This is a genomic window from Brachybacterium sp., assembly GCF_052095815.1.
GTDB lineage: Bacteria > Actinomycetota > Actinomycetes > Actinomycetales > Dermabacteraceae > Brachybacterium.
In genome coordinates, this window is sequence record NZ_JBQDLF010000007.1 from 82,967 (window position 1) to 107,347 (window position 24,381).

At 70.5% G+C, this 24,381-nt stretch carries 23 protein-coding genes; 11 read left to right on the forward strand and 12 right to left on the reverse strand.

The features are described from left to right. Window positions 1-21: 21 nt before the first annotated feature. The 5 genes from ACTH43_RS04795 to ACTH43_RS04815 form a co-directional block, all read right to left on the reverse strand. On the reverse strand, window positions 22-441 hold the full coding sequence (locus ACTH43_RS04795) for a type II toxin-antitoxin system VapC family toxin (protein ID WP_441443782.1): 420 nt from the start codon (window positions 439-441) through the stop codon (window positions 22-24). Next, window positions 438-674, reverse strand: coding sequence for a type II toxin-antitoxin system Phd/YefM family antitoxin (locus ACTH43_RS04800; RefSeq protein ID WP_441443783.1), 237 nt, complete (start codon window positions 672-674; stop codon window positions 438-440). The genes ACTH43_RS04795 and ACTH43_RS04800 overlap by 4 nt, the downstream gene beginning before the upstream one ends. A 323-nt stretch (window positions 675-997) precedes the next feature. Continuing rightward, window positions 998-1,651 (reverse strand): dihydrofolate reductase family protein, encoded by a 654-nt coding sequence (locus ACTH43_RS04805; protein WP_441443784.1) that lies wholly within the window; start codon window positions 1,649-1,651, stop codon window positions 998-1,000. Window positions 1,652-1,858: 207 nt separating this feature from the next. Next, complete coding sequence (locus ACTH43_RS04810) at window positions 1,859-2,071, reverse strand: CsbD family protein (RefSeq protein ID WP_345081079.1); 213 nt, start codon at window positions 2,069-2,071, stop codon at window positions 1,859-1,861. Window positions 2,072-2,246: 175 nt separating this feature from the next. Continuing rightward, a complete protein-coding gene (locus ACTH43_RS04815) occupies window positions 2,247-4,193 on the reverse strand; it encodes an aconitate hydratase (RefSeq protein WP_441443785.1) in 1,947 nt (648 codons plus the stop codon). A 336-nt stretch (window positions 4,194-4,529) separates the two neighbouring features. Here ACTH43_RS04815 and ACTH43_RS04820 point away from each other — a divergent pair, with 336 nt between their 5' ends. The 4 genes from ACTH43_RS04820 (at window position 4,530) to ACTH43_RS04835 (ending at window position 8,862) form a co-directional block, all read left to right on the forward strand. Beyond that, window positions 4,530-5,639, forward strand: a complete 1,110-nt coding sequence (locus ACTH43_RS04820) for a 3-deoxy-7-phosphoheptulonate synthase (protein ID WP_441443786.1) — start codon at window positions 4,530-4,532, stop codon at window positions 5,637-5,639. 56 nt (window positions 5,640-5,695) lie between these two features. Further along, window positions 5,696-6,322 carry a DUF5701 family protein gene (locus ACTH43_RS04825; RefSeq protein WP_441443787.1) on the forward strand — a complete coding sequence of 209 codons (627 nt, stop codon included), beginning with the start codon at window positions 5,696-5,698 and terminating at the stop codon, window positions 6,320-6,322. Between the two features lie 119 nt (window positions 6,323-6,441). Beyond that, window positions 6,442-7,995 (forward strand): DUF1990 domain-containing protein, encoded by a 1,554-nt coding sequence (locus tag ACTH43_RS04830; protein ID WP_441443788.1) that lies wholly within the window; start codon window positions 6,442-6,444, stop codon window positions 7,993-7,995. Between the two features lie 195 nt (window positions 7,996-8,190). After that, window positions 8,191-8,862, forward strand: coding sequence for a hypothetical protein (locus ACTH43_RS04835; protein WP_441443789.1), 672 nt, complete (start codon window positions 8,191-8,193; stop codon window positions 8,860-8,862). 15 nt (window positions 8,863-8,877) lie between these two features. On the opposite strand, the gene ACTH43_RS04840 is transcribed toward ACTH43_RS04835, so the two are convergent. From ACTH43_RS04840 to ACTH43_RS04855, 4 genes are all read right to left on the reverse strand, one after another. Next, the gene (locus ACTH43_RS04840) at window positions 8,878-9,354 is read right to left on the reverse strand and encodes an AAA family ATPase (RefSeq protein ID WP_441443790.1); all 477 of its coding nucleotides are present in this window, start codon (window positions 9,352-9,354) and stop codon (window positions 8,878-8,880) included. A 34-nt stretch (window positions 9,355-9,388) separates the two neighbouring features. After that, window positions 9,389-10,960, reverse strand: coding sequence for a DHA2 family efflux MFS transporter permease subunit (locus ACTH43_RS04845; RefSeq protein ID WP_441443791.1), 1,572 nt, complete (start codon window positions 10,958-10,960; stop codon window positions 9,389-9,391). Window positions 10,961-11,269: 309 nt separating this feature from the next. After that, window positions 11,270-11,998 (reverse strand): response regulator, encoded by a 729-nt coding sequence (locus ACTH43_RS04850; protein WP_441443792.1) that lies wholly within the window; start codon window positions 11,996-11,998, stop codon window positions 11,270-11,272. Then, on the reverse strand, window positions 11,995-13,356 hold the full coding sequence (locus ACTH43_RS04855) for a sensor histidine kinase (protein ID WP_441443793.1): 1,362 nt from the start codon (window positions 13,354-13,356) through the stop codon (window positions 11,995-11,997). The genes ACTH43_RS04850 and ACTH43_RS04855 overlap by 4 nt, the downstream gene beginning before the upstream one ends. 103 nt (window positions 13,357-13,459) lie before the next feature. Here ACTH43_RS04855 and ACTH43_RS04860 point away from each other — a divergent pair, with 103 nt between their 5' ends. The 5 genes from ACTH43_RS04860 (at window position 13,460) to ACTH43_RS04880 (ending at window position 17,804) form a co-directional block, all read left to right on the forward strand. After that, window positions 13,460-14,206: a GAP family protein gene (locus ACTH43_RS04860; protein WP_441443794.1), complete on the forward strand. Its 747-nt coding sequence runs from the start codon at window positions 13,460-13,462 to the stop codon at window positions 14,204-14,206. A gap of 102 nt (window positions 14,207-14,308) precedes the next feature. Then, window positions 14,309-14,440 (forward strand): hypothetical protein, encoded by a 132-nt coding sequence (locus ACTH43_RS04865; RefSeq protein WP_441443795.1) that lies wholly within the window; start codon window positions 14,309-14,311, stop codon window positions 14,438-14,440. Beyond that, the gene (locus ACTH43_RS04870) at window positions 14,437-15,498 is read left to right on the forward strand and encodes a LacI family DNA-binding transcriptional regulator (RefSeq protein WP_441443796.1); all 1,062 of its coding nucleotides are present in this window, start codon (window positions 14,437-14,439) and stop codon (window positions 15,496-15,498) included. The genes ACTH43_RS04865 and ACTH43_RS04870 overlap by 4 nt, the downstream gene beginning before the upstream one ends. Window positions 15,499-15,503: 5 nt before the next feature. Next, entirely contained in the window at window positions 15,504-16,784 is a 1,281-nt protein-coding gene (locus ACTH43_RS04875) for an alpha/beta fold hydrolase (protein ID WP_441443797.1), read from the forward strand. 81 nt (window positions 16,785-16,865) lie between these two features. After that, window positions 16,866-17,804: a hypothetical protein gene (locus ACTH43_RS04880; RefSeq protein WP_441443798.1), complete on the forward strand. Its 939-nt coding sequence runs from the start codon at window positions 16,866-16,868 to the stop codon at window positions 17,802-17,804. Between the two features lie 437 nt (window positions 17,805-18,241). Here ACTH43_RS04880 and ACTH43_RS04885 read toward each other — a convergent pair whose 3' ends face one another. Further along, window positions 18,242-19,192: a ribokinase gene (locus tag ACTH43_RS04885; protein WP_441443799.1), complete on the reverse strand. Its 951-nt coding sequence runs from the start codon at window positions 19,190-19,192 to the stop codon at window positions 18,242-18,244. Between the two features lie 202 nt (window positions 19,193-19,394). On the opposite strand from ACTH43_RS04885, the gene ACTH43_RS04890 reads away from it, so the two are divergent. Together ACTH43_RS04890 and ACTH43_RS04895 are read left to right on the forward strand one after the other, a co-directional pair. Further along, entirely contained in the window at window positions 19,395-20,780 is a 1,386-nt protein-coding gene (locus tag ACTH43_RS04890) for an exo-beta-N-acetylmuramidase NamZ family protein (RefSeq protein WP_441443800.1), read from the forward strand. A 13-nt stretch (window positions 20,781-20,793) separates the two neighbouring features. Next, entirely contained in the window at window positions 20,794-22,557 is a 1,764-nt protein-coding gene (locus ACTH43_RS04895) for a glycoside hydrolase family 3 protein (RefSeq protein ID WP_441443801.1), read from the forward strand. Window positions 22,558-22,568: 11 nt separating this feature from the next. On the opposite strand, the gene ACTH43_RS04900 is transcribed toward ACTH43_RS04895, so the two are convergent. Beyond that, window positions 22,569-22,958: a tautomerase family protein gene (locus ACTH43_RS04900; protein ID WP_441443802.1), complete on the reverse strand. Its 390-nt coding sequence runs from the start codon at window positions 22,956-22,958 to the stop codon at window positions 22,569-22,571. A gap of 42 nt (window positions 22,959-23,000) precedes the next feature. Continuing rightward, on the reverse strand, window positions 23,001-24,257 hold the full coding sequence (locus ACTH43_RS04905) for an MFS transporter (RefSeq protein ID WP_441443803.1): 1,257 nt from the start codon (window positions 24,255-24,257) through the stop codon (window positions 23,001-23,003). Between the last annotated feature and the right edge of the window lie 124 nt (window positions 24,258-24,381).

Consider the following 24,381-nt stretch of genomic DNA (forward strand, 5'->3'; position numbering starts at 1 on the left):
CCGTGGATCTGTACGGCGCGGTCACGCGTCGTCCGAGCGCCGCACCTCATGCACCGTGAGTCCGTCGATCCCCTCGAAGTCCTTCGGGTTCGCCGTGTAGACCGGCAGTTCCCGGGACATCGCGACGGCGGCGATCAGTGCGTCGTAGGCGCGGGCGGCAGGCTTGCGGCCTGAGGCGCGCAGCGCCGCGGCGACCAGCCCGAAGGCGCGTGCCGCAGAGCTGTCGAAGGGGATCGGCTCGAAATCTGCTTCCGCCTGCTGCAGATGTGCCTGCCGCGCCGCCCGCACGGAGGCTGACCGGGCCGCGTGAGGGCCGACCGAGAGTTCGGCGAGGGTGATCGCAGTGATGCTAGGCCTCGAGGGCAGGGATGACGGGTCCAGCGAGGCAAGATCGATCAATGCCGAGGTGTCCAGCACTCCATGGCTGTCCGGGTGCGTCACAACGCTGGATCGATCAGCTCGTCGATCTCGGCCTGCAGCTCTGCTGCATCGATCGCAGGCAGTGAACGCCGATGGGCGATCAGCGTCTCGACGGAGAGTGCCCGTCGAGGAAGGGGGCCGACGGCGGCGACGGGCTCGCCGTCCCGCGTCACGGTGAGCGTCTCCCCGTGCTCAACCCGACGAAGCACTTCGGCGCTGCGATTCCGTAGGTCTCTGACCGTCACTCCGTTCATGAAGGGAGTGTATCACCGGTGATACCGAAGCCCATGGCGCAGGTTCTGCGGTCAGCCCCCGATTCGGCGTGCAGGCGGCGTGGTGGGCAGCATTGGCTGCTCAGCTCGCGGCTCTCAGCTCACCGCCCGGCGAACACTGCGACGCTCACGGCGGTCTCCTCCGGCTCGCCCTGATCGACCGAGCGCTGCACCGTCCACGGCTCGCCGCGGTCGAAGGTCTCGGCGATGCCACCAGAACTCTGTCTCCTGTGAGCTGTGAACGGCTGTGGAGCGTTCAAGACCTCACGAGCGACAGAAATCCGGTGGCGAGACCGGTGGCGAGATCAGGCGGAACGCCGCCAGAGGAAGCAGTGCGTCACACCGCTGTCAGCAGTGATCTTCTCCAGGTGGAAGCGGTCCTCGAGATCCTCCGGCCGATCCCAGAGCTTCAGGCCCGTCCCCAGCGCGATCGGCGCGATCGCCACGTGCAGCTCGTCGACCAGGTCTGCGTCGAGGAAGGCGCGCAGGGTGGTGACACCCCCACCGAGCCGCACATCGAGCCCATTCGCTGCCTTTCTCGCCTGTTCAAGTGCCTCAGCCGGGGTGGCGTCGAGGAAGTGGAAGGTTGTCTCGCCCTTGACCAGCGGCGGGCGCGGGTGGCTCGTGAGCACGAAGACAGGGGTGTGGAACGGTGGTTCCTCACCCCACCAGCCCTCCCATGTCTCGTCGGGCCAGGGGCCGGACTTGGGGCCGAACTTGTGACGGCCCATGATTTCGGCGCCGATGCCGTGGGTGAAGTCGCGGGTCAGGCGGTCCTCGAAGCCTCGGCTGCCGCCGGCGTCCGTGCGGTTGGGCCAGCTCGCGGTGCCCGCAGCCCAGCTCATCAGCTCCATCGGATTCACGTCGTGGCCGAAGGGCTGCTCGAGCGTCTGGTCCTCGCCGGCGGCGATACCGTCGCGGGAGACAGTGAAGTTCTGGACGCGCAGGCGCTGCGACATGGGTGGGTCCTCTCGGAGGGGTCCGGGCCGCCCATCCTGCTCCTCGCGGGCGTGGCTGTCACGCCTGGTGCTCACGCCCGAACCCGTCAACCCCACTCTTGGCACTGAAGGGCGGCACGCCCGACCCTCAGGCATGACCGTGGCGGCCCCACCACGTGGAGCCGCCACCGAGAACTGCGCGCAGACCGGGCTCTCGCCCGGGCCGGATCAGTCCCGCTTGTCCTTGTCGCCGAACATCCCCTCAGCGGCACCCTTCACGGAATCGCGGGCGTCCTGGAGCTTGTCCTTCGCCTCGGCCTTGCCCTGCTGGGCCTGACCCTCGGTCTCGGTCTGCTTGTCGCCGGTGGCCTTGCCGAAACCTTCCTTGGCCTGGCCGCCCAGCTTGTCCTTCGCGTTCTCGAACTTCTCGTCGGTGCTCATCGCGTACCTCCTGATGTCGAGGGTCCGCGCCGATAATGCGCGGTGATGGCGAGTGTAGAACGACAGCGCCGGTCGGGTCCGACCTTCCGGTCGGAGCCGATGCGCCTGCGCGTCAGCCCTTCGACGCCCCGGTGACCGCGTCCCGGAACCAGTCGACGTCACGCCTGGCACACACTCATCTCACCTGCTGCGCCGTCAGCGGGATCCGACCCCCGGCCAGGACCATGCCCACCTGGCGCTCCGAGAGCCGGTGCGCCAGGCGCACCTCGCGCCCGCCGATCGTCGCGCTCAGGCTTCGACCCTCGTGCAGCGCCGCGTGTACGCCCTCGAGGATCACCTCATCGCCGACCGCGATCGACTCCAGATCCGCAGGGTCCTCGAACTCGAGCGGCACGATCCCGAAGTTCGCGAGGTTCTGCCAGTGGATCCGGGCGAAGCTCACCGCGATCACGGCCTGCAGCCCCAGGTAGCGCGGGGCGATCACCGCGTGCTCGCGCGAGGAGCCCTGTCCGTAGTTCTTCCCGGCCACCACCACGTGTCCGCCGTCGGTCTCCCGGGCCCGGCGCGGGTAGTCCTTGTCGATCCGGGTGAAGGCGAAGTCGGCGATGCGCGGGATGTTGGAGCGGAAGGGCAGCACCTGGGATCCGGCCGGGAGGATCTCGTCGGTGGAGACGTCATCGCCCATCACCAGCAGCGTGGGCACCGCGAGGCGGTCCGCGACCGGCGCGAAGTCCGGCAGCGAGGAGATGTTGGGTCCCTTGACCAGTTCGACGGACAGCGCCTCCTGCTCGGGCAGCGGTGGGATCAGCATGTCGCTCATCTGCGCGTACTGCCCGGGCAGCGTGGGTCGCGGATACGGGAGGTCGTGGCTGGCCTCGAGGGTGCGTGGATCGGTGATCGTCCCGGTCAGCGCCGAGGCGGCTGCGGTCTCCGGGGAGCACAGCCACACCGCATCCTCCTCGGTGCCGGAGCGGCCCGGGAAGTTGCGGGGCATGGTGCGCAGGGAGTTGCGGCCGCTGGCGGGGGCCTGGCCCATTCCGATGCAGCCCATGCAGCCGGACTGGTGGATCCGGGCGCCGGAGGCGACCAGCGACCCCAGCCAGCCGCCGGTGATGAGGTCCGCCAGCACCTCCCGCGAGGTGGGGTTGATGTCCACCGACACCCGCGGGTCGGCCTGCCTGCCGTCGAGGATCTCAGCCACCACGGCGAAGTCCCGCAGCCCCGGATTCGCCGAGGAGCCGACGACCACCTGATTCACCGGCTCTCCGGCCACCTCCGCCACCGGCACCACGTTGCCGGGGGAGGAGGGGCGGGCGATCAGCGGCTCGAGCGCAGCGAGGTCGATGCGCTCGGTCAGGTCGTAGGTCGCGCCCTCGTCGGCCTCCCAGGGCTCGAACTGCTCGGCGCGGCCGACGGCCTCCAGGTAGTCGCGGGCGGCGTCGTCGGCCGGGAAGACTGTCGCGGTCGCCCCGAGCTCGGCGCCCATGTTGGCGATGACGTGCCGGTCCATCGCATCGAGCTGGGCGAGCCCCGAGCCGTGGTATTCGATGATGCGGCCCACGCCGCCGCTGACCCCGTGACGGCGCAGCATCTCCAGCACCACGTCCTTCGCGCTGACCCAGTCCGGCAGGTTCCCGGTCAGCTCGACGCCCCAGATCTCCGGCAGGGTGACGTACAGCGGCTGGCCCGCCATCGCCATCGCGACCTCGAGCCCGCCCACGCCGATCGCCAGCATCCCCAGTGCCCCGGCCGCGCAGGTGTGGGAGTCCGAACCGATCAGCAGCGCGCCCGGACGACCGAAGTGTGCCTGGTGGACGGGATGGGAGACGCCGTTGCCGGCCTTGGAGAACCACAGCCCGAAGCGCTGGGCGGCGGACTGCAGGAACAGGTGGTCGTCGGGGTTCTTCTCATCGGTCTGCAGCAGGTTGTGGTCCACGTACTGCACCGACAGCTCGGTGCGGACCCGGTCCAGGCCCATCGCCTCCAGCTCGAGCATGACCATGGTGCCGGTGGCGTCCTGGGTGAGGGTCTGGTCGACCCGCAGGCCGATCTCGGCTCCGAGCTCCAGCGACCCCTCCACCAGGTGAGCGGCGATGAGCTTCTGCGCGACGTTGCGGGGCATGGCACTGTCCTCCTCGGAGAGCGGAACGCCGTCGAGGCCCGTCGGCGGACCTGCCTTCACCGTAGGCCCACCCACCCGCGAAAGCTATGGCCCGCGCTCCCTCCCCTGCTTCCAGCCCACGCAGCGGACTCGGCCTTGCTCCCCGCAGGGATCCGTGTACTCTCTCCCGCATGCAGAACCGTTGGTTTACCTATGCGAAGTCGGCCCTGGAGGGGCCGGCGGCCGTGTAGCGTCCCCAACCTCTCCAGAGCCGACAAGGGCAGAGCACATGCTCTGCCTTCGCCATTCCCCGGCGGGCTCTGAGCATCGGGTCCGCCCCTATGAAGGACAGGACCCATGACTCTTCTCGCCACAGCCCTCGCTGTCCCCGCAGCCCCTGCCGCTCCCGAGCGCCACATCGCGAGCTACACGCCGCTGCCCACCCCCGCTGAGCTCCTCGCTGAGCTCCCGCTCCAGCCCCACCACGCCGCCCAGGTCGCGGCTCACCGTGACCAGGTGCGCGCCGTGCTGGCGGGCACTGATGATCGGCTGCTGGTCGTCGTCGGCCCGTGCTCGATCCACGACCCGGAGGCCGGGCTCGACTACGCCCGCCGCCTCGCCGCGATGCAGGCGGAGGTGGGGGAGGAGCTGCTGCTGGTGATGCGCACCTACTTCGAGAAGCCGCGGACCACCGTGGGCTGGAAGGGCCTGATCAACGACCCGCACCTGAACGGCTCCCACGACATCGCCACCGGTCTGCGCCGCGCGCGGACCTTCCTGCGTGAGGTGACCGCGCTCGGCCTCCCGACTGCGACCGAGTTCCTCGAACCGATCAGCCCCCAGTACATCGCGGACCTCATCAGCTGGGGCGCGATCGGCGCCCGCACCACCGAGTCCCAGATCCACCGCCAGCTCGCCTCGGGCCTGTCCATGCCGATCGGCTTCAAGAACGGCACCGACGGCGGGATCCAGGTGGCGCTCGATGCGATCGCCGCGGCCTCCGCCCCGCAGTCCTTCCTCGGCATCGGGGCCGACGGGCGGGCGAGCCTCGTCGCCACCACCGGCAACCCGGACGCCCACCTGATCCTGCGCGGCGGGGCCGACGGGCCGAACTGGGGTCCCGGCCCGGTGCGGGAGGCCACCGAGCGCCTGGCCGGCGGTGCTCTGCCGCAGCGCCTGGTCATCGATGCCAGTCATGGCAACAGCGACAAGGACCACGTGCGCCAGGCCGAGGTGGCGAGGATGCTCGCCCCCCAGATCGCGGTGGACGGAGCGGCCGTGGCGGGTGTGATGCTCGAGAGCAACCTCGTCGCCGGTGCGCAGAAGCTCGACGTGGATGCCGGCCCCGCCGGCCTGGTGCGCGGCCAGTCCGTGACCGACAAGTGCATGGACTGGGGGACCACCGAGCAGGTGCTCCGCGACCTCGCCGCTGGGGCGCATCGTCGCCGCATGGCAGGGGAGCAGTGAGCGTGAGAGGACTGCCTCGGGCGTCGCGGCCGCCGGCCCCGGTGCCCGCCAGGAATATGCCTCTGCCCGCCCTTGCAGCCCAGGCCGAACGCCTGATCGAGCTCGAGGTCCACACCCTCGCCGGGCTCACCGAGCAGTCCCTGCGCGACGCCGCGGTGCAGTGGGGGAGCGACCGCTCCGACGCCCTGCTCGCAATCGACCCGGCGCTCGCGCCGCCGTCGGCCCTGACCCCGCTGCTGCGCCGCGGTGACAAGCCGGGCTTCGTGGTCGGGGACATGACCGATGCGGACCAGTTCGCCCCGACCGGGATCGAGCTGAGCGGCGAGGCGCTCTATCTGGTCGAGGGCCCGGACCGCGGGGACGAGTTCGAGAACGCCTCCCCGGCGGAGGCACTCACCGAGCTCACCGCCCGCAGCCGCACTCCGCTGCTGCTCACCGAGGGCATCCACTGGGTGCTCCAGCGCCCCGAGGTGCTCGAGCGCAACCACTGCTTCATGACCATCGGCTCGCGCCTGAAGAAGCCCAGCGGCACCTTCGACTCCCGCACCCCGGCGCTGTGGATCAGCAACGGCACCGGTCGCGACGGCAGGGAGCGGAAGGACGCCCCGAAGCTCGGCTGGTGCTGGTGGAACAACCGCCACACCTGGCTCGGCATCGCCTCCGCCGCGGGGCGCGCCGCCTGATCGCTCGGTGGTCGTGCCGTCCTGGACGGAGGCACCGCGGGATGTGGTCGTGCTGGGATCGGACGAGGACCGCGGAATGCGCTGGAGCGACAGCGCCCGCACGATGTACGTTCCCCGTCATGACCGCTTCCTCCGCCCCGACCTGGTGGCACGCCGAGAACGACGCGCTGCGCGCCGCTGACGAGGACGATCCGAGCGTCTCCGAGCAGCTCCTCTCGCCCGAACTCCTCGCACTGCTCGACGAGGTCGAAACAGCCTTCGCGGAGACCGGCGCGGACACCCCCGGCTGGGAGGATCCGCATCTGACCGCCGACGGGGAGTGGCGCGACAGCCTCGACGAGGAGTACAGCCGCTGCCTGGACCCCCACAAGTTCCGGATCCTCTGGGCTCGGGCAGAGGCATGGACACGGGTGCTCACCGCCCGCGGCTGGGCCGACGCGGCGGAGGTGGACGACAGCGGGCAGGTCGACTGGGCGGTCCTGCCGCACGCCGACCGTCACCGCGCCACCGTGCTGCGGCCCCGTCGGCAGGGCGCCCTGCCTCTGGTCCTCGTCCGCACCGCAGCCGAGGAGGCAGCCGGCAGCACCGACCTCGAGAGCAGCGACTCAGAGATCCTCGGCCTGGTGATCGGGATCGGTGATCCGGCGGTGCCCGTGAGCACCACGCCGGACTGCGGCTGCGATGCCTGCGACTCCGGCTCCCGCGACCTGCTCGAGAACCTCGACCGCACGCTGCTGTCGATCGTGGACGGCTCCTTCGAGGTGGCCCACACCACGCAGGGTCACAGCATGCGCACCTCCTTCGGTGCGGAGAGCGGCAGCGGGGTCGGCGACCCGGCCGTCACCCTGACCCTCACCGCGCTGCCCTGGGCCGAGAGCTGGACGCCTCGCCCGCTGAGTCCGGCGATCGATCGGGATGACTCCGCGTGGGCCGACGAAATGATGCGCGAGGGCCGACGCACACTCCTGCTCAATGCGCTCATCGACGCCTTCCCACCGGTATTCGCCGCCCGGCTCCACCGCCTCCGGCCCGGACGCTCGGGCACCGTCTCCTCCTACGTCTACCTGCCGCTGACCGAGCAGCCACTCCTCACCGCACCACTGGACGCTCTTGAGCACCCGCCCGCCGGATACCGCAGAGACCACCGCAGCACCGTGGTCACCGGCATGGACTTCGAGCGCGCCGCCTCAGCGCTGCGCAGCGGGGAGGTGCATCGGCGTGCCGGACTGCAGATCAGCACCACTGAGACCCCGCTGCTGGAGGGCACGGAGATCCACCTGCTGCTCGGTCGCCCGCCGTTCCGGCTCACCGCGCCCTGCCGCGTGCTGTGGGTGATCGATGAGCCGGACCGTGCCGGCTTCGCCTACGGCACGCTGCCCGGGCATCCCGAATCCGGGATCGAGCAGTTCACCGTGACCCGCACCGCGACGGGCCTCGTGCGCTTCCACCTCGACGTCGTCTCCCGGCCCGCCGCCTGGTACGCCCGGCTTGGCGCCCCCGTCTCCCGGCTCGTCCAGGAGCACATCACCCGCCGCTACCTCCGCGCCCTGTCCGCCCCACCTGCGAGGAGCTCTGCCGCGAGGCTACCGGTCCACCGCATCTGCAGTCCTACTACTTCAGTCGGTCCACAGCTACTGCCCGCCCACGGCGTTAGTCGGTGCGGACCACGGTGACGGGGCCCTCGTCGTCCGTCGGCGGCTGGAAGTGGTCGTAGTAGCGCTCCGCGATCTCGCGCGGCAGGCGGAAGTCGTCGCTGTGGCCCACGGCCCGCGGCTTCGCAGCGCTGCTCTGAGGGGCCCGAGCCAGCCGCCCACCACCAGCGCGGACAAAGCCCGGTTTCTCCGCCCCGATTCTGCTTCACTGTGGGCATGCACTATGAAGATCCGCAGACAGGACTCTGGAGCTTCGGAGTCAAGGCCGGCAGCAAATTCCTCGGCGCGAGCTGCGTGCCGACTTTCGTCCTCGAGGTCGAGTCGCGACTGAAGAGGTTCGTGGAGCAGGAGGACATCTCCCAGTGGCATGACGGCTACGAGATCCGGGACGGCTTCTCATCGTTCTTCCTCCGGGATGAGGGCGATGGCTTCGTCATCGAGGTCCCTGACTTCTGGCAGAACCCCGAGCATGACCGCACCGAGGATCTCTCCGACCTGTGGCGCATCGAGCGCCGACAGGCGGAGATCGTCGCGATTGCCGGTCGTCAGCAGGGACCACCGGTGCACTATCTCGACCTCGTCTTCGGCCAGGAGGGCTGGCAGAGGGCGTCCGGCGTGCAGATGACCCGGGATCTCTCCGACCTTTCGATCCGGGATGACGGGATCGATTCCGGCTGGTTCATCCAGCTCACGAGCGGCCCCGAATGGGCTGACGATGCACTGACCGTGCATCCTGCGTGGGAGGCGCTGCGCATCAACCCCGGCGTTGCCAACGGCTTCCAGCTCCCCGAGGGGTTCGCGGTGCTCGTGGACGACTATCGGGTCAGCGACGTCATCGATCGGGCTTCCGGCGACTCCCTCGGTGCGCAGACGTCACCGTCCACCTGAGACCGGTCTCGCGAGTCAGTCCGTGTGCACCACGGTGATCGAGCCTTCGTCGTCCGTCGGTGGCTGGAAGTGGTCGTAGTAGCGCTCGGCGATCTCGCGCGGCAGGCGGAAGTCGTCGCTGTTACCCACGGCCCGTGCCTCGACCCGTGCGAGCGCCGTCTTCCGGGAGGCGACCACGTGCACGATCTCCGGGACGATGCCCGACGGGGCGAGCAGCGCCCGCCAGTCGTCCCGCATCTGCCGGGACCAGAACGACAGGTCCAGCACCACGTCCTGCCCCGCGCGCACGCACGCCAGCAGGCGCTGCTCGAGCACGGTGATGATCTCGGCGGCCACCGCCTCGGGCAGCGGCATCGTGCGGTGCCCGCGGGCCCAGGCCTCAGAGTCCACGGACAGCCGCACCATCCCGGCGGCCTCGAAACCGCGCGCGACGGTCGACTTCCCCGAGCCCGCCGGCCCGCACATGAAGATCACCCTGCTCATCGCGCTCATCGCGCCAGCTTAGGGAAGTCGCCGCGGCGTCCGCTCAGGCGGCGGGCTCGTTCTGGGCAGGGGTCGTCTTCAGCGTGATGGCCAGCACGGTCGCGACCGTGGTGATCACGCCACCGAAGACGAATGCCCAGGAGATGCCGCTGGCCTGGGCGGCCTGCGCCGAGGCACCGGACTCTGCGGCGATGACCGCGCCGAGGGTCAGCAGGGCGATGAACACCGCGGTGCCGAGCGCCCCGGCGAGCTGCTGCAGGGTGTTGAGGATCGCCGAGCCGTGGCCGTACAGCGAGCGCGGCAGCGCCCCCAGCGACAGCGTCAGCAGCGGGGTCATCACCATCGCCATGCCGATGCCCAGCGGGATGTTCAGCGCGATGATCAGGCCCTGGGTGGCGTCCGCATCGAGCAGGAACACCTCCAGCCAGCTCACCACTGCCATCAGCGCCATACCCGGGACCACGATCGGTCGCGGACCGACCCGGTCGTACAGGGCGCCGATGAACGGGCCGAGCAGGCCTGAGGCCGCCGCACCGGGCAGCATCGTCAGGCCGATCTCGAGCGTGGTCATCTCGAGCGCGCCGGTCATGTACAGCGGCAGCGCCACGACGGTGCCGAGCATGGTCGCGAAACCGATCAGGATGACCAGCACCGAGACCGTGAAGGTGCGCACCTTCAGCGGGCGCAGGTCCAGCAGCGGCTCGTCACCACGGGAGAGCATCCGCAGCTGGCGGAGGGTGAACACCGTCAGGGCGAGCACGCCGATCCCGGCGACCAGCAGTGGGATCAGGCGGCTGGTGCCCGAGACGATCTGGCTGATCGAGGCCAGCGCGTAGATCACGCCGCCGAAGCCGATCGCGGAGAGGATCACCGAGATCGCATCGAGGCGCACCTTCTCCGGCTCGGTGTAGTTGCGCATGAAGAGCAGGCCGATGATCAGGGCGACCACGATGATCGGCAGCATCAGCAGGAACAGGTCATGCCAGGTGCCGTGCTCGAGGATGAACCCGGAGATGGAGGGGCCGAGGGCGGGTGCGGCGGAGATGACGACGCCCACCAGGCCCATCACCAGACCGCGGGACCGGATCGGCACCAGCGCGAGGATGGTGGTCATCAGCAGCGGCAGCACCATCGCGGTGCCGGCGGCCTGGATCACGCGAGCGCCCAGCAGTACCGGGAAGTTCTGGGAGAACATGGCGATCGCGGTGCCCACCAGGAACAGCAGCATCGCGGTGAGGAACACGTGCCGCACGGACAGGCGCTTCATGAGGAAGCCGGTGGTGGGGATGACCACGGCCATGGTGAGCATGAACCCTGTGGAGAGCCACTGCGCGGTGACCGCTGTGATCGACAGGTCGTCCATCAGCGTGGGCAGCGCGACGGACAGCAGGGTCTCGTTGAGGATCATCACGAAGGCGGAGACCACCAGCACGGCGATGATCGGGGCGACCTTGACGTCTTTCGGGGCGCGGCCGTCCACCACGGTGGTCGAGGGGTCGTCGGCGCCGTCGCGCGTGGCGAACTCGGCCTCGGCGGCGGAAGATCCCCCCGCGACGATTCCGGAGGACTGGACCGCGGGGAACTCTCCGGTGGGGGTGGGTGTGTACGTGGTCATGAGAGCAGGACGTGCTTTCTTCGTCGAGGAACCGAAGGGCCGGAACCCGCATGTACGCACGCCCCCGGTCGGGGGAGCCCTGGGCGGGCTGGGGCGGGGCAGTCAGGTCACCGTTCGGTGCGGCCGACGGGCGTTGCCGACGACCTGGATAATTCTTTCAGGAGCGCACGTCTCCCCGTAGGGAATGTGCCGTACGCATCCCCCAACGCCGGTCCGCGCCACCGCATTCCCGGTGAGAGCATCCAGTTTTCATGACTTTCCTGGCGTCGGTCTCGCACGCCCAGATTCGCCCGCAGCCCCGCCCGCGGGTCAGCCGCGGTGCTGCCGCCACCACAGCGCCGCCTGCACCCGGGAGTCGAGCTGCAGCTTCATCAGGGCATGCGAGAGATGGGACTTCACCGTGGAGATCTCGACGAAGAGCCGCGAGGCGATCTGCTGGTTGGAGAGCCCCTGGGCGACCAGGGCGAGCACATCCTCCTCCCGACCGGTGAACACGGGCTCGGCGCTGGTCTCCGACCGCGGGCCCGACGCCGGACTCCCGCCGGCATCCATCGACGAGGGCGCCTGCTCCGATGCCGGAGCGGTCACCGACCTGTCCCGCAGCGCTCCGACCACAGCGCGGGTCGCCGCCGCGGAGAGCACCGCGTCCCCGCGGTGCACATCCCGCACCGCAGAGAGGATCCGCTGCGGATCCTCGGTCTTCACGAGATACCCGTCGGCCCCGGCCGCGAGCGCGCCGAGCACATAGTCATCCAGGTCGAAGCCGGAGATCACCAGCACGTTCGCACCGGTCTCGCGCAGGCGCGGGGTGATCTCGATGCCCGTCGCACCCGGCATTCGCACGTCGGTCAGCACCACATCCGGGCGGTGCTCCCGGGCGGCGGCCACGGCGGCGTCCCCGTCGGCCGCCTCGGCGACCACGGTGATGTCCGCAGCGGAGTCCAACAGCGCCACCAGGCCCGAGCGCACAGCGGGGTGGTCATCCGCGACCAGCACCCGGATCGGGGAACGGGCCGGCCGGGCAGCGGGAATGGTCATGAGCGGGACTCCTCGGGGACGGCACCGGGCGCGGTGTCGGAGGTGGTGCGGGGGGAGATCGTGGCCGAGTCGGAGGCATCCTCGCCGAGCGGCGCGGCAGCCTTCACCGGCAGCTCCGCGAGGACCCGCCAGACGCCGGAGTCCGCTCCCGCGCCGACCGCGCCGACCGCGCTGACCGGCCCGGACCTCGCGCTGCCACCCACAGCGGCGGCCCGGTGCGAGAGCGCGCCACGGCCCACGCCGGTGCCCGGCACCGACGCCTCCGATCGGCGGTTGCGCAGCTCGAGCACCACGGTCGCGGCCTCCACCCGGACGTCCAGCGTGATCGGGGCCTGCCCGTGGCGCACCGCATTGGTGACGGCCTCGGCGCCGATGCGCAGCAGCGCGGCCTGCACCGCGGGCTCGACCAGGGTGGGGTCGTCGACCGCGGGATCGATGCTGACCCGCGCCTCCGGATCGCGGCCGTACAGGCGGGCGGTGAGCGAGGGCCAGTCCAGGGTGACCTCGGGCAGAGCCCCGGACTCCGGGCCAGAGAGCATCCCGATCATCGAGCGCAGATCCCGCAGCGCGGCATGGGCGGAGTCCCGGGCGGTGTCCAGGGACCGGTCGCGGGCGGCGGGGTCCTCGAGGGAGGAGGCGAGGTTGGTGTGCAGGGAGACGGCGCTGAGGTGCCCGGCGATCACATCGTGCAGGTCGTGCGCGATGCTGCGCCGCTCGGTCTCCACCGCATGGGCGGCGCGGGTCGCGGCGAGCTCATGCTCGAGGCCCGCGAGCCGCTCGGCGGCCTGCCGGGCGCCGCGATGATGACGCACCTCCCAGCCCCACAGCAGCGGGGTGATCACCACGAGGACGGCGACCATCGCGAGGACGAACACCGCCTCGCCGGGGAGGCCGGAGAAGAGGACGGCCAGCATCCCGGCAGCCCCGAGCACGATCGCAGCCCAGGTGGTCCGTACCGCCAGGGGGCGGCTGCCGTGCATGACCGGATCGAACAGCGCCTCGAACAACAGGAAGTACGCGGAGATCTGCCCGCCCACCAGGATCTCCACGACACTCAGGGGCCCGGCGACGACGAGGGTGATCGCCGGCCGCTGGCGACGCCAGAGCAGGCTCGCACAGGCCACCAGCATTAGCGCGACCGACACCCCTGCTGGCCATTCCCGCCCCTGGAGCAGGAACCCGGAGTTCTCCGTGCCCGAGGCCGCCAGCAGCACGACGATCGCCGCATAGACCGCGACGACCAGCAGGTCCCGTGCCCCGATCGGGGGCTTCCCCTGGTCCTCGGAGGGCGCCGGCTCGAACAGCAGTGGGACCGCGCGTGCGGGCGAGCTGCTGCGCGGAGCGGGAGCATCGGTCATGGTGAGAGGCTACGTGGCCGCTCTCCGCACGTCGTGCTCGACCACCCCACTTCCTCCCAAGGGAGGAGGACTGCGCGGGGTCGCCGGCACCACCATGGAACCCATGGAATCACTGATGGATGTTGCGGGGCCGCTGGGCCTGCTGGTGCTCGCCCTGGTGGACTCGACCTCGATGGGCACGCTCGTGATCCCGGTGATCCTGCTGGTGGTGGGGGAGGGCGGGGCACGCCGCGTCGCCGGCCGCACACTGCTGTTCCTGGCGGTGATCGGGGTGTTCTACCTCCTGCTGGGCATCGCGCTGCTGGCCGGCCTGCTGCCGCTGATCGAGTCCTTCGGGCATCTGCTGGCCTCGCCACCGGTGATGGTGGTGCTCGCCGTGATCGGGGTGCTGCTGGTGGTCTACTCCTTCCGCATCGATCCCAAGGCGGTCGCGAAGCGCGGAGGCGACCCCGAGGCCTCCGCCCGGAAGTGGACCCGGCGCGCGCGCCACGCCTCCGGTCGGCCCGCAGTGCTGATCGGCCTGGCGTTGACCGCCGGCCTCATCGAAGCGGCCTCGATGATCCCGTATCTCGCGGCGATGGGGATCATCGTCGAGAGCGGTGTGGGGCTGGCTGGCGGCATCCCCATCCTGGCGGTGTACTGCGCGGTGATGATCGTGCCGGGCGCGGTGCTGTGCGGGATCCGCGCCGTGCTCGGGGATCGGGCCGACTCCTTCCTGGACCGCGCCCACGAGTGGGCGGTGAAGAACGCGACCAGCGCCTTCTCGTGGGCGGTCGGCATCATCGGCGTGATCATCGCGCTGAACACGATCGGCCCGGCGCTCACCTGGCTCACCGGCGGCGGGGCCTGACCCGCGCCCTCCGGCTCCGAGCCGGGAGACCGGCCGGTAGACTCCCAGGATCTGCTCATGGTCGCGGGCCTGCCGCGCGATGCACCGCGAGGGAAGGATCCGATGACGCACTCCGTGTCCTCGCCCCAGGCTGTCGCGGGGGCTGAGTTCGAACGCTCCGCCCAGGGCGTTCGCAGCCGTCGCGAGTGCTTCGAGCTCGCGGAACCCGCCTCCGAGGAGGCGTCCCCGCGATGAACGGCGATCCCCGTGATCCCCTGCCCCGTGGTCCAGTTCCCCGCAGCACGGTGACTCTGGCCGATGTTGCCCGGGCTGCCGAGGTGTCGCTCGCGACCGCCTCCTTCGTGCTCTCGGGCCGTGGCGGCTCCCGGTCGGCCGGTTCGGCGGCCACGAAGGCCAAGGTGCGGGCAGCCGCGGCCTCGCTGGGCTATGTCCCGAATCGTCACGCCCAGGCCATGCGCACCGGCCGCAGCGGCGGCATCGTGCTCGCCCTCGGCACCCTGGACGATCCCTGGGGCGTGCAGCTGACCACCCAGGTGCGGGACGATGCGCTCGTGCACGACCTCTCCACCCTGGTCCTGGCCGATGAGCGCTGGTACGAGTACCTGCTCGGCGCCTCCGCCGATGCTGCGCTGCTGACCAGCATCGACTTCGTGGAGAACGGTCCCAACCTGGTCCGCCGCCTCGCCGCCGCGACGCACAGCGGGCTCGTCGCCTTCAGCGCGAAGATGGAGCCGGAGGACTTCGACGTGGTCTCCTCCTCGCCGTCCTTCGCGATCCGTCGGGCCTATGAGAGGCTCCGCGCACGCCACCGACGGGTCCAGATGCTCGCCCCCGACCTCGAACGGCGGGCCGGCGGCGCCCTCGCCCATTCCCGCACCGGAGCCTTCCTCGACGCGGTGCGCGAGCTCGGCGACGGACCCGCGGAGGCGCTCGTGCACGTCGTCCCCGAGGGCAGCCACGAGACCTACCTCGCCGCGATCGAATGGCTGCAGGGGCCGGACCGCCCGGAGGCGGTCATCTGCTTCACCGGCTACCAGGCGGTGGCGCTGCATCTCGCCGCCGAGCGCGTGGGAGTGAAAGTCCCGGAGGACCTCGAGTTCATCTCCATCGGCGACGTTCCTGCGAACACCGAGTTCTTCGGCCCCATCAGCTACTACGGCGTCGACGACGTCTTCGCGCGGCTGTCGAGCATCATCATCGACCGCGCGATCGACCGTGAGGACGTCCCCGGTCGGCTCGTCACCTTCGACTGGGAGTTCTTCCCCGGCACCACCACCCTCGACGACGAATGAGCGACATGACCACCTGGACCCTGCCCGGCCTGCAGCTGCGAGACCTGACCCTGAGCGTCCCGCTGGATCATGCCGATCCCGCCGGCGCACAGATCGAGGTGTTCGCCCGGGTGATCGCCGAGGAGTGCGGGGAGGACCGCCCCTACCTCGTCTACCTGCAGGGTGGCCCCGGCTCCGAGGCGCCCCGCCCGCTCTCACCCGGCTCCACCCCCTGGCTGCCCCGCGCCCTGCGCGAGCACCGGGTGGTGATGCTCGACCAGCGCGGCACCGGCCGCTCGACCCCCGTCGGCCCCGACACCGCGCTGCCCGAGGGAGCGATCCCCGGCGCCGCGACCCTGCGCGAGGCGACCGCCGCGCAGCAGGCGGAGTACCTCACCCACTTCCGGGCCGACGCGATCGTGGCCGATGCGGAGGCGCTGCGCGAGCACCTCGGGGTCCCGACGTGGTCGCTGCTGGGGCAGTCCTTCGGCGGATTCACCGCCCTGCGCTACCTCAGCGCCGCCGCGGGCAGCGTCGAGAAGGCCCTGTTCACCGGGGGACTGCCGACGGTGGGCCCCGATATGGATGCCGTCTACGCGACCACCTGGCAGGGCATGATCGGGCGCAGCGAGCGCTACTGGTCCCGCTTCCCGGGGGATCGCGACCGCTTCCGCCGCCTCGCCGACGCTGCTGATGCCGGGCGGCTCAGTCTCCCGGACGGCCAGCGGGTGGGAGTGGAGCGGCTGCGCCGCCTGGGCCACCTGCTCGGCGCCTCCCAGGGGGCGGAGCGACTGCACTACCTGCTGGACCTCGACCCCGCCTCCCCGGCCTTCGCCCATGACCTTGCCGCCGCACTGCCCTTCGGCGGCCGGAACCCCCTGTATGCGGTGATCCATGAGAGCTGCTGGGCCGACGGCACCGCCACCCGCTGGGCGGCGGACCGGATGATGCCGAACGAGGTGCGCGATGACCCGACCCTGCTGGGCGGAGAGCACATCCACCGGGATCTCTTCACCGAGGATCCGGAGCTCGCATTCTGGGCCGAGGCTGCGGAGATGCTGGCAGAGCACGACTGGCCGCAGCTCTACGACGCAGACGCACTGCGTCGCTGCACCGTCCCCGCCGCCGCCGCGGTCTATTACGACGACGCCTACGTCCCGCGCGAGTATTCGATGGCCACGGCCGCGCTGCTGCCCGGCCTGCGACCGTGGGTCACCAGCGAGTACGAGCACAACGGTCTGCGGGCCGGCGGCGAGGCGGTGTTCGACCACCTGCTCGACCTCGCCACGGGGCGCCGCGCCGCCTGAGCGCTGGCGTCGGGCGGCGAGCCTGCTGCAGGGTGCAGGACCACGCAGCGGCGGCGCAGCGCGTCCGGATACGATCCGGTCATGAGCGAGAGTCCTGCGGATCCCGGACCGGAGCAGACACCCAGAGCAATGCGCGCACCTCTGCGGCCATTGGTACTGGCTCGGCCGCTGAACGCACAGTGGCGATGGTGGGCCGTGGGCCTAGCACTCGCGCTGTACTTCGTGCGCTGGGGACCCTCGACGGTGCGTGCTGTCGCCTATCTGATCGAACCCACGGAACGTGCGGCCCCCACGGTGGGCTCCTCAATGCAGACAATCGTCGGATCAATGGCGTTAGCTGGTGCCGGCCTGATCGTGCTTTCTGTCATTGCTGCTGCGACAGACACTCCCCGCGAACGCATCGGACTGGGCAGACGGCCCACGTATAGGAAGCGCACTGCGGTGCTCGTTTTCCTCACCGCATGGATGCTGGTCAACCTCACCCAGTGCTTTGGCGCCTTTGTGGTCAGCCTGTTTCCGTGGATGGCGGGACCGAGCATTGAGGAGCACCCGGTCTCCGACACATTTGCCGGTGCTGTCTTCGACACGATCGCCAGCGGCGTCGGTGGGGCGGTCGAGGAGGTGATCGTCCTTGCACTTCTTATCGTCGCTCTGCGCGCCGCACGCGCCCCATGGCCCGTGGTGTGCGTGGTCGCGGTCGTGCTCCGCGTCGTCTTCCACATCTACTACGGGCTCGGTACGTCCATCGGTATGATTATTTGGGCGGCAGGACTCGTCGGGCTGTACTACCTGTTCGGCCAGTTCATCCCGATCCTCCTCGCCCACCTGGCCTTCAACATGCAGCTCACAGCCGTCGCGTCGATCAACGAGTTGGAGGGCGGGCGGGGGGCGGCACTGGCGAATGCTGGCAGCGGCCTCCTCGACGTGGTGGTGATGGTTCTGGGCCTGCTCTGTGCCGCATTCATCTTCGTCCAGCTCGGGCGCAGTGACGGTATGGAGCTGGAGCGCGCGGCGGGGTGAGATCGCCTCCGCACGAGGCGCATCGGGTGTCGTGCACACACCGAAAATCTGTTACTTGCCTGCCGAGCGCATTGCCCGCATCACCATTGCGCTGATGGAAGGGCTGTAGCCCCAGTGGCTGCTCGATCCCGGGTTCGATATGGCCACGCACGCGCCCACGTCGAGGAGCTTAAGTGGCGCCGGGGCACCGGATACCGCTGAGGGCGCGCGCCTTCAGGTGGCGACCGCGAGCCGGAAGCACTTGTTCCCGCTTGCGTCCCTAGCGGCGGTCGAGGAGCGGGTCGCGACCCGGTACGGGGTGCAGTACGAGTCGTGGCATAGGTAGGAGCCGCCACGCAGCACCTGGCACGACTCCGGTGAGCGACCACGCCTGTCCGGTCGTCCGTTGGTCGCTGCACCACTCCCAGTTCCCGGCCCCTAATAGAAGCCGGTCCTGCTCATGTCCTCGTCCCTTCGGCCAGCAGCTCGCGGACCTCCTCGAGCCCCGGGATGCTGGGGGAAGCTCCGCGCCGGGTCACCGCGAGCGCTCCGGCCGCCCCGGCCCGCTCGATGGCCGCGACCAGCCCGTGCCCGGCCGCGAGCCCTGCTGCGAGATAGCCCGCGAAGGCATCCCCGGCCGCGGTGGTGTCCACCACCGTGACCGGGTGGGGTGCGAGGTCGTGCCGCTCTCCCGGCGTGACCAGCACGCTGCCCGCGCCCGCCAACGTGATCAGTGCGGCGCCCACGCCGCGGTCCAGGAACCACTGCCCGGCGCGCACCGCATCCTCCCGGCTCTCCACCGCGATCCCGGTGAGCAGCGTCGCCTCAGTCTCGTTCGGGGTGACCACATCGATCAGCGGCCAGATCTGCTCGTCCAGCTCGCGCGCCGGGGCGGGATCCAGCACCACGGTGAACCCGCGGGACCGTGCACCTCGGATCGCGTGCATGGTCGCGGCCGCGGGGATCTCCAGCTGGGTGAGCAGCACTCCGCCGGCGGGTGCGGCCTCCTCGAGCGCCGCATCGATCTGGGCCGAGCCCAGCGCATCGTTCGCGAGCGGCACCATCACGATGTCGTTCTCGCCGGCGCCATCCACCCGGATGTGCGCGATACCCGTCTGTCCCGGCACCTCGCGCATGTGCGCGAGGTTCACCCCCGCGGCGGCCAGGCCCTCCCGCACCACCGGCGCGAACATGTCCTCGCCCACGCAGCCCACGAAGCGGGTCGCGGCCCCGGCGCGGGCAGCGGCCACGGCCTGGTTCGCGCCCTTCCCGCCCATCACCAGCGAGAACGAGTCGCCGAGCAGGGTTTCGCCGGGCCCCGGCAGTCGCGTGGAGAAGGTGGTCAGATCCACCGTGGCTGAGCCGATCACGAGCACCTGGCCACTCTGCTGACTGCTGCTGTCGGGCATCAGGTCTCCTTCGTCGCCTCCCACGGCGTCCACCGCCGCTCCGACCTCACGGTAGCCGGAACGCCACGCGGTCCCACATGGGGTGATGTTGCAACCGGTGGTGACCCAGCACACAGGGTTGCTAGCGTGCATGCTCGTGCGCCCTTCTGCGGACCGCAGCTCCCGCGCGCGCACGATCCGACAATGATGACGGAGGTCCCTCGTGAACCAGGCAGCACCCAGAGAGCCAGCATCCGGACAGCCAGCACCGGCGGCCGACGACACGGCGCGACCCGCACGACGCCGTGTCCTCGCCACCTTCGGAGCGCTCCCCGCTGGGGCGGTCCTGGCCGCCGCCGGCACCGCCCACGCCGCCCCCGCCGAGCGAGGCAAGGGCAAGGGCAAAGGGAGAGGCGAGGGAAAGGGCGACTTCCGGCTCGGCATTGAGAACCTGCTGGATCCCGAGACGCTCGAGACCCTGCGCGGAGCGCGCGTCGGCCTGATCACCAATCCCACCGGCACCGACCGCGAGCTGCGCTCCACGATCGACCTGCTGGTCGCAGCGCAGGAAGGCGGCGGCTTCACGATGGCCGCGCTGTTCGGCCCCGAGCACGGGGTGCGCGGAGCGGAGCCGGCCGGCGGCTCCGTCGGCGACTACATCGATGAGAAGACCGGACTTCCCGTGCGCTCGCTGTACGGCGCGACGCAGAAGCCCACTCCGGAGATGCTCGCCGACGTCGACGTGCTGATCTTCGACATCCAGGACATCGGCACTCGCTTCTACACCTACATCTGGACCCTCTACTACGCCATGGAAGCCGCGGGCGAGAACGACAAGCGGTTCCTCGTGCTGGACCGCCCGAACCCGCTGGGCACCGACATCGAGGGCTTCGTGCTCGAGCCGGAGCTGTCGAGCTTCGTGGGGCTGCGCGAGATCCCGCAGACCCACGGCCTCACCGTGGGCGAGCTCGCCATGCTGTTCAACGGCGAGTTCCTCAGCGGTGCCACCAGCCTCGAGGTGATCGAGATGAGCGGCTACGACCCGGAGGATCCCGCCGCCGCGGATCTGCCCTGGGTGCTGCCCTCCCCGAACATCCCCACCCCGGACACCGCCGTGGTCTACGCCGGCACGGGCCTCATCGAATCGCTGAACATCTCCGAGGGCCGCGGCACCACCACCCCGTTCCTCTGGTTCGGCGCCCCGTTCATCACCGAGTCGCACGTGGACGCGATCATCGCGGAGCTGCAGGCGGCGGAGCTCCCGGGCGTGCTGTACCGGCCGATGTTCACCACGCCCGCCTCCTCCAAGCACGCCGGCGAGTTCTGCGGTGGTCTGCAGCTGCACGTCACCGACGCCTCGGCGTACGAGCCGGTGCGCACCGGCATCCATGTGCTCGCCGCCCTGCTGCGCAATGTCGACGAGGTCGACTGGCGCGAGGGAGAGGACTGCCGCACCGAGGAGGACGTCTGCTGGATCGACAAGCTCTCCGGCACCAAGCGCACCCGCGCGATGCTCGAGGCTGGGGACAGCCCGGAATCGATCGTCGCCGCCTGGCGCCGCGAATCCCGCCGCTTCGACGCCACCACCCAGCGCTACCGTCGCTACTGAGCAGGAGCAGACCATGACCTCTCCCCATTCCCCTCTCAGCCGCCGCGCCTTCACCGCGGCCGCCCTTACCGGGGCAGGCGCCGCCGTCGCGCTGCCCGCCACCGCCCACGCCTCACCTGGGGGCGGCCGCGACGCCGCCCAGATCGACGAGCTCCTCGCCGACATGACCCTCGAGCAGAAGATCGGCCAGCTGTTCGTGGCCGTCGGCTATGGACCTACCGCCGATGCGCCGCATCCCTCCAATACGAGCTCCACGGGCGTGGACACCATCGCGGAGATCGTCCGCACCCACCACGTGGGCGGGCTGATCTACTTCGTCTGGAGCGAGAACCTCCAGGACATCGAACAGATCGCGACCCTCTCGAACGACGCCCAGGACGCCGCCCTCGACTCCGGCGGGATCCCGCTGATCATCAGCGCTGATGAGGAGCGCGGGGTGGTCTACCGACTGCCCGCCCCCGCGACACCGCTGCCCGGGCAGATGGCGCTCGGCGCCACCGGCTCCCGCGCCCACGCCCGCAAGGCCGGGGACATCGTCGGTGCGGAGATGCGTGCCGCGGGCCTCCACCAGGCCTTCTCCCCGGTGGTCGACGTCAACATCGAGGCACAGAACCCGGTGATCGGCGTCCGCTCCCTCGGCGCGGACCCCAGCGCGGTCGCCCGTCTCGCCGCCGCCCAGATCAAGGGCCTCCAGGGGGCGAACTGCTCGGCCGCCGCGAAGCACTTCCCCGGCCACGGCGACACCGCCACCGACTCCCACCTCGGGCTGCCGGTCATCGACCACACCCGCGAGGAGCTCGACACCCTGGATCTGCCGCCCTTCGTCGCGGCGATCGAGGAGGGCGTGGACGCCATCATGACCGCGCACATCGTGGTCCCGGTGCTGGATGACTCCGGGGTGCCCGCCACCCTCTCGCACCCGATCCTCACCGGTCTGCTGCGGGAGGAGCTCGGCTACGAGGGCGTGATCGTGACCGATTCGCTCGCGATGGAGGGTGTGCGCACCCTGTTCGGTGATGACCGGGTCCCGGTCGAGGCGATCCTCGCCGGCGCCGACCAGATGCTCATGCCGCCGGATCTCGTGGTCGCCATCGGCGGTGTGCGCGATGCGGTCGCCAACGGTGAAATCACCGAGGAGCGCCTGGATGAGTCGGTGCGCCGCATCCTGGCCCAGAAGCTGCGCCGCGGCCTGTTCGACCAGGTCCACGTGGACCCCGCGACCGCGGCCGACGCGATCGGGACGGCACGCTCGGTGCGCACCGCCCAGAAGATCGCCGACGACGCCATCACCCTCATCGCCGATGATGCCGACGCGATCCCGCTCGCCAAGGGCACCTCAGTGCTGATCACCGGCGCCGGCACCGCGGAGAAGATCGAGGTCGCCACCCAGGCGCTCGAGGCGCACGGACTGCAGGCGGTCCCGCTGGCCGGTGCGACCCCGGAGCAGGCCTCCGCCGCGGCGGCCGACGTCGACGTGGCCCTGGTGTTCACCTCGGCCTCCGGCTTCACGACCCCCGCCTCCCAGGTGGCGGTGGTCACGGCGCTCGCCGAGACCGGCACGCCCGTCATCCACGTCTCGCTGCGCAACCCCTACGACGTGGTCCACGTCGGCGCAGTCGCCAGCTCGCTCGCCGCCTACGGGAACTCCGACTGCAACCTCGAGGCCGTCGCCGGAGCGCTCGCCGGGGATGTCAGCCTGCGCGGAACGCTCCCGGTCCCGATCCCCACGGCCGACGGCACGGGGGAGGCCTACCCGCTCGGGCACGGGCTGCGCTGAATCCAGGGTTCTCAGACCTCGACGCGGTATTCCAGTGCGAGGTCCGCAGCGTTGACCCCGCGGATGCCCCAGTTGACCTTCGGAGTCTCGGTCAGCGTGATCTCGACGCTGTGGGGATCGATGCCCACCGCCTCTTCCAAGTGGGAGAACAGCTCCTGGATCAGCACGCGTTTTGCGGCCTCGGAGCGCCCTTCGAACAGCGAGATCTCGAGAATGGTGTAGTCCTCGCCGCGGTCCTCGGGGTAGACGAAGTCTGCGGGGTCGAGGGCGATGAAGCGGTGGAATCGCTTCTCGGCCGGGTAGTCGAGCGCCTGCATGACGGCGCCGTGGACCGCGTCGGAGATCGCTGCGCGTCGGCCGTCGAGAGAGGAGCGCAGGCCGTAGATGAGGACTTGTGCCATGGCTTCACTGTAGAAGGCGATCCTGGAGGTGGCTCGCCGTGCTCAGCGAAGCGCGGGCGGGGAATCTGCCGCGCCGTGTGCCCGGCTTTCAGCTGCCTCCCGAGCGAGGCGCCGCCGGCGGGCCCTCACCCAGCCCGTGGTGAACACCAGCCCGGCCACCACCATCACCGCCGTCATCAGCGCCATCACCACGGTGAAGGTCACCTGCAGGGTGACCAGCGAGAGCAGCGCGCTGGAGGTGATGATGCCCAGCGCATTCGCGGTGCGCAGCTGCGCGAACACCTCTGCGCGATGCTCGGGCGCGACCAGCTGGTCCAGCACCAGGGAGTAGTAGGTCGCCAGCGGAGCGAGCACCGCGCCGACCAGCAGTGCGCCGATCACCGTGGCGGCCACCGAGTTCCCGAAGCCGACGGCGGCCACGCCGAGCGCGGTGACCGCGAGCCAGGCGAGCACGGTGCGGCGCCGCGGCATCCGGTTGTGCACGCTCACCCAGATCCCGCCGACGATCGAGGACGCGCAGATCGCAACCGGGAACAGCACGCCCCAGGCCGCAGGCAGGCCGAAGGAGACCGCCATCGAGACCGCACCGATCTCGATCGCGGCGATTGCGGCGGCACTCGCCCCGCCGCACACCAGCCACAGCACGATCATCGGGGACAGGCGCAGCCGGGTCCTCCGGTGCTCGGGACCGGGTGCCGTGGCAGTGGCGATCCGCGGCAGCAGCACCATCGGCCCCATCCCCAGCACCACCATCGCCCAGGCCGCAGCCTGGGGTGAATAGCTGCCCAGCACTGCGGCGAGCACCGGGGAGGCCACGAAGGTGACCTCGTTGAGCGTGGCCGCGACGCCGAGCGCGCGCGGAAGCCGCCCCGCGGGCACCAGGTGGTTCAGCACCGCACGCAGATTCCCATAGGCGGCGCCGTTGACCAGGCCCGCGAGCGCCGCCCCTGCCACCACCAGCGCGAAGGGGGCATGGAGCCCCGCGAGCACCGCGATCCCGATCAGTGCGAGGGTGCGCAGCCCGATCAGCACCCGCAGGAAGGGGATCGGGGAGAAGCGTCGGCCCAGGCGCGTGATCGGCACCGCGCCGAGCACCTGCGCGATCGTCATCGCGAGCATCATCGCCGCACCGCTCGCGGCATCACCGGTCAGCGGCAGCGCGATCAGCGAGAACGCGATCGGCGCCGCCGCCTGCGGCACCGCGAAGGATCCATAGGAGACGAACCAGCGCAGCAGCGCTCCGTCCGGCCGACGCACCGGGGTGCGCTGCACGGGGGCGACGGCAGTGCGTCCAGCCATGGGGGACCTCCTTCGAGGCGTCGATACGCAGGGGAGCAGGGGAGATGACCCCTCTGCGCAACATAATGCGCAACACCCCTGATGCGCAATATAGTTCCCGTCACCCTCGCTAGGATCGGACCTC

Excerpts from the sequence above, each read along its gene's own strand:
- ACTH43_RS04800 (WP_441443783.1), bottom strand. The coding sequence starts at position 674 with ATGAACGGAGTGACGGTCAGAGACCTACGGAATCGCAGCGCCGAAGTG.
- ACTH43_RS04805 (WP_441443784.1), bottom strand. The coding sequence starts at position 1,651 with ATGTCGCAGCGCCTGCGCGTCCAGAACTTCACTGTCTCCCGCGACGGT.
- ACTH43_RS04810 (WP_345081079.1), bottom strand. The coding sequence starts at position 2,071 with ATGAGCACCGACGAGAAGTTCGAGAACGCGAAGGACAAGCTGGGCGGC.
- ACTH43_RS04815 (WP_441443785.1), bottom strand. The coding sequence starts at position 4,193 with ATGCCCCGCAACGTCGCGCAGAAGCTCATCGCCGCTCACCTGGTGGAG.
- ACTH43_RS04820 (WP_441443786.1), top strand. The coding sequence starts at position 4,530 with ATGACTCTTCTCGCCACAGCCCTCGCTGTCCCCGCAGCCCCTGCCGCT.
- ACTH43_RS04825 (WP_441443787.1), top strand. The coding sequence starts at position 5,696 with ATGCCTCTGCCCGCCCTTGCAGCCCAGGCCGAACGCCTGATCGAGCTC.
- ACTH43_RS04830 (WP_441443788.1), top strand. The coding sequence starts at position 6,442 with ATGACCGCTTCCTCCGCCCCGACCTGGTGGCACGCCGAGAACGACGCG.
- ACTH43_RS04835 (WP_441443789.1), top strand. The coding sequence starts at position 8,191 with ATGCACTATGAAGATCCGCAGACAGGACTCTGGAGCTTCGGAGTCAAG.
- ACTH43_RS04840 (WP_441443790.1), bottom strand. The coding sequence starts at position 9,354 with ATGAGCGCGATGAGCAGGGTGATCTTCATGTGCGGGCCGGCGGGCTCG.
- ACTH43_RS04845 (WP_441443791.1), bottom strand. The coding sequence starts at position 10,960 with ATGACCACGTACACACCCACCCCCACCGGAGAGTTCCCCGCGGTCCAG.
- ACTH43_RS04850 (WP_441443792.1), bottom strand. The coding sequence starts at position 11,998 with ATGACCATTCCCGCTGCCCGGCCGGCCCGTTCCCCGATCCGGGTGCTG.
- ACTH43_RS04855 (WP_441443793.1), bottom strand. The coding sequence starts at position 13,356 with ATGACCGATGCTCCCGCTCCGCGCAGCAGCTCGCCCGCACGCGCGGTC.
- ACTH43_RS04860 (WP_441443794.1), top strand. The coding sequence starts at position 13,460 with ATGGAATCACTGATGGATGTTGCGGGGCCGCTGGGCCTGCTGGTGCTC.
- ACTH43_RS04865 (WP_441443795.1), top strand. The coding sequence starts at position 14,309 with ATGACGCACTCCGTGTCCTCGCCCCAGGCTGTCGCGGGGGCTGAGTTC.
- ACTH43_RS04870 (WP_441443796.1), top strand. The coding sequence starts at position 14,437 with ATGAACGGCGATCCCCGTGATCCCCTGCCCCGTGGTCCAGTTCCCCGC.
- ACTH43_RS04875 (WP_441443797.1), top strand. The coding sequence starts at position 15,504 with ATGACCACCTGGACCCTGCCCGGCCTGCAGCTGCGAGACCTGACCCTG.
- ACTH43_RS04880 (WP_441443798.1), top strand. The coding sequence starts at position 16,866 with ATGAGCGAGAGTCCTGCGGATCCCGGACCGGAGCAGACACCCAGAGCA.
- ACTH43_RS04885 (WP_441443799.1), bottom strand. The coding sequence starts at position 19,192 with ATGCCCGACAGCAGCAGTCAGCAGAGTGGCCAGGTGCTCGTGATCGGC.
- ACTH43_RS04895 (WP_441443801.1), top strand. The coding sequence starts at position 20,794 with ATGACCTCTCCCCATTCCCCTCTCAGCCGCCGCGCCTTCACCGCGGCC.
- ACTH43_RS04900 (WP_441443802.1), bottom strand. The coding sequence starts at position 22,958 with ATGGCACAAGTCCTCATCTACGGCCTGCGCTCCTCTCTCGACGGCCGA.
- ACTH43_RS04905 (WP_441443803.1), bottom strand. The coding sequence starts at position 24,257 with ATGGCTGGACGCACTGCCGTCGCCCCCGTGCAGCGCACCCCGGTGCGT.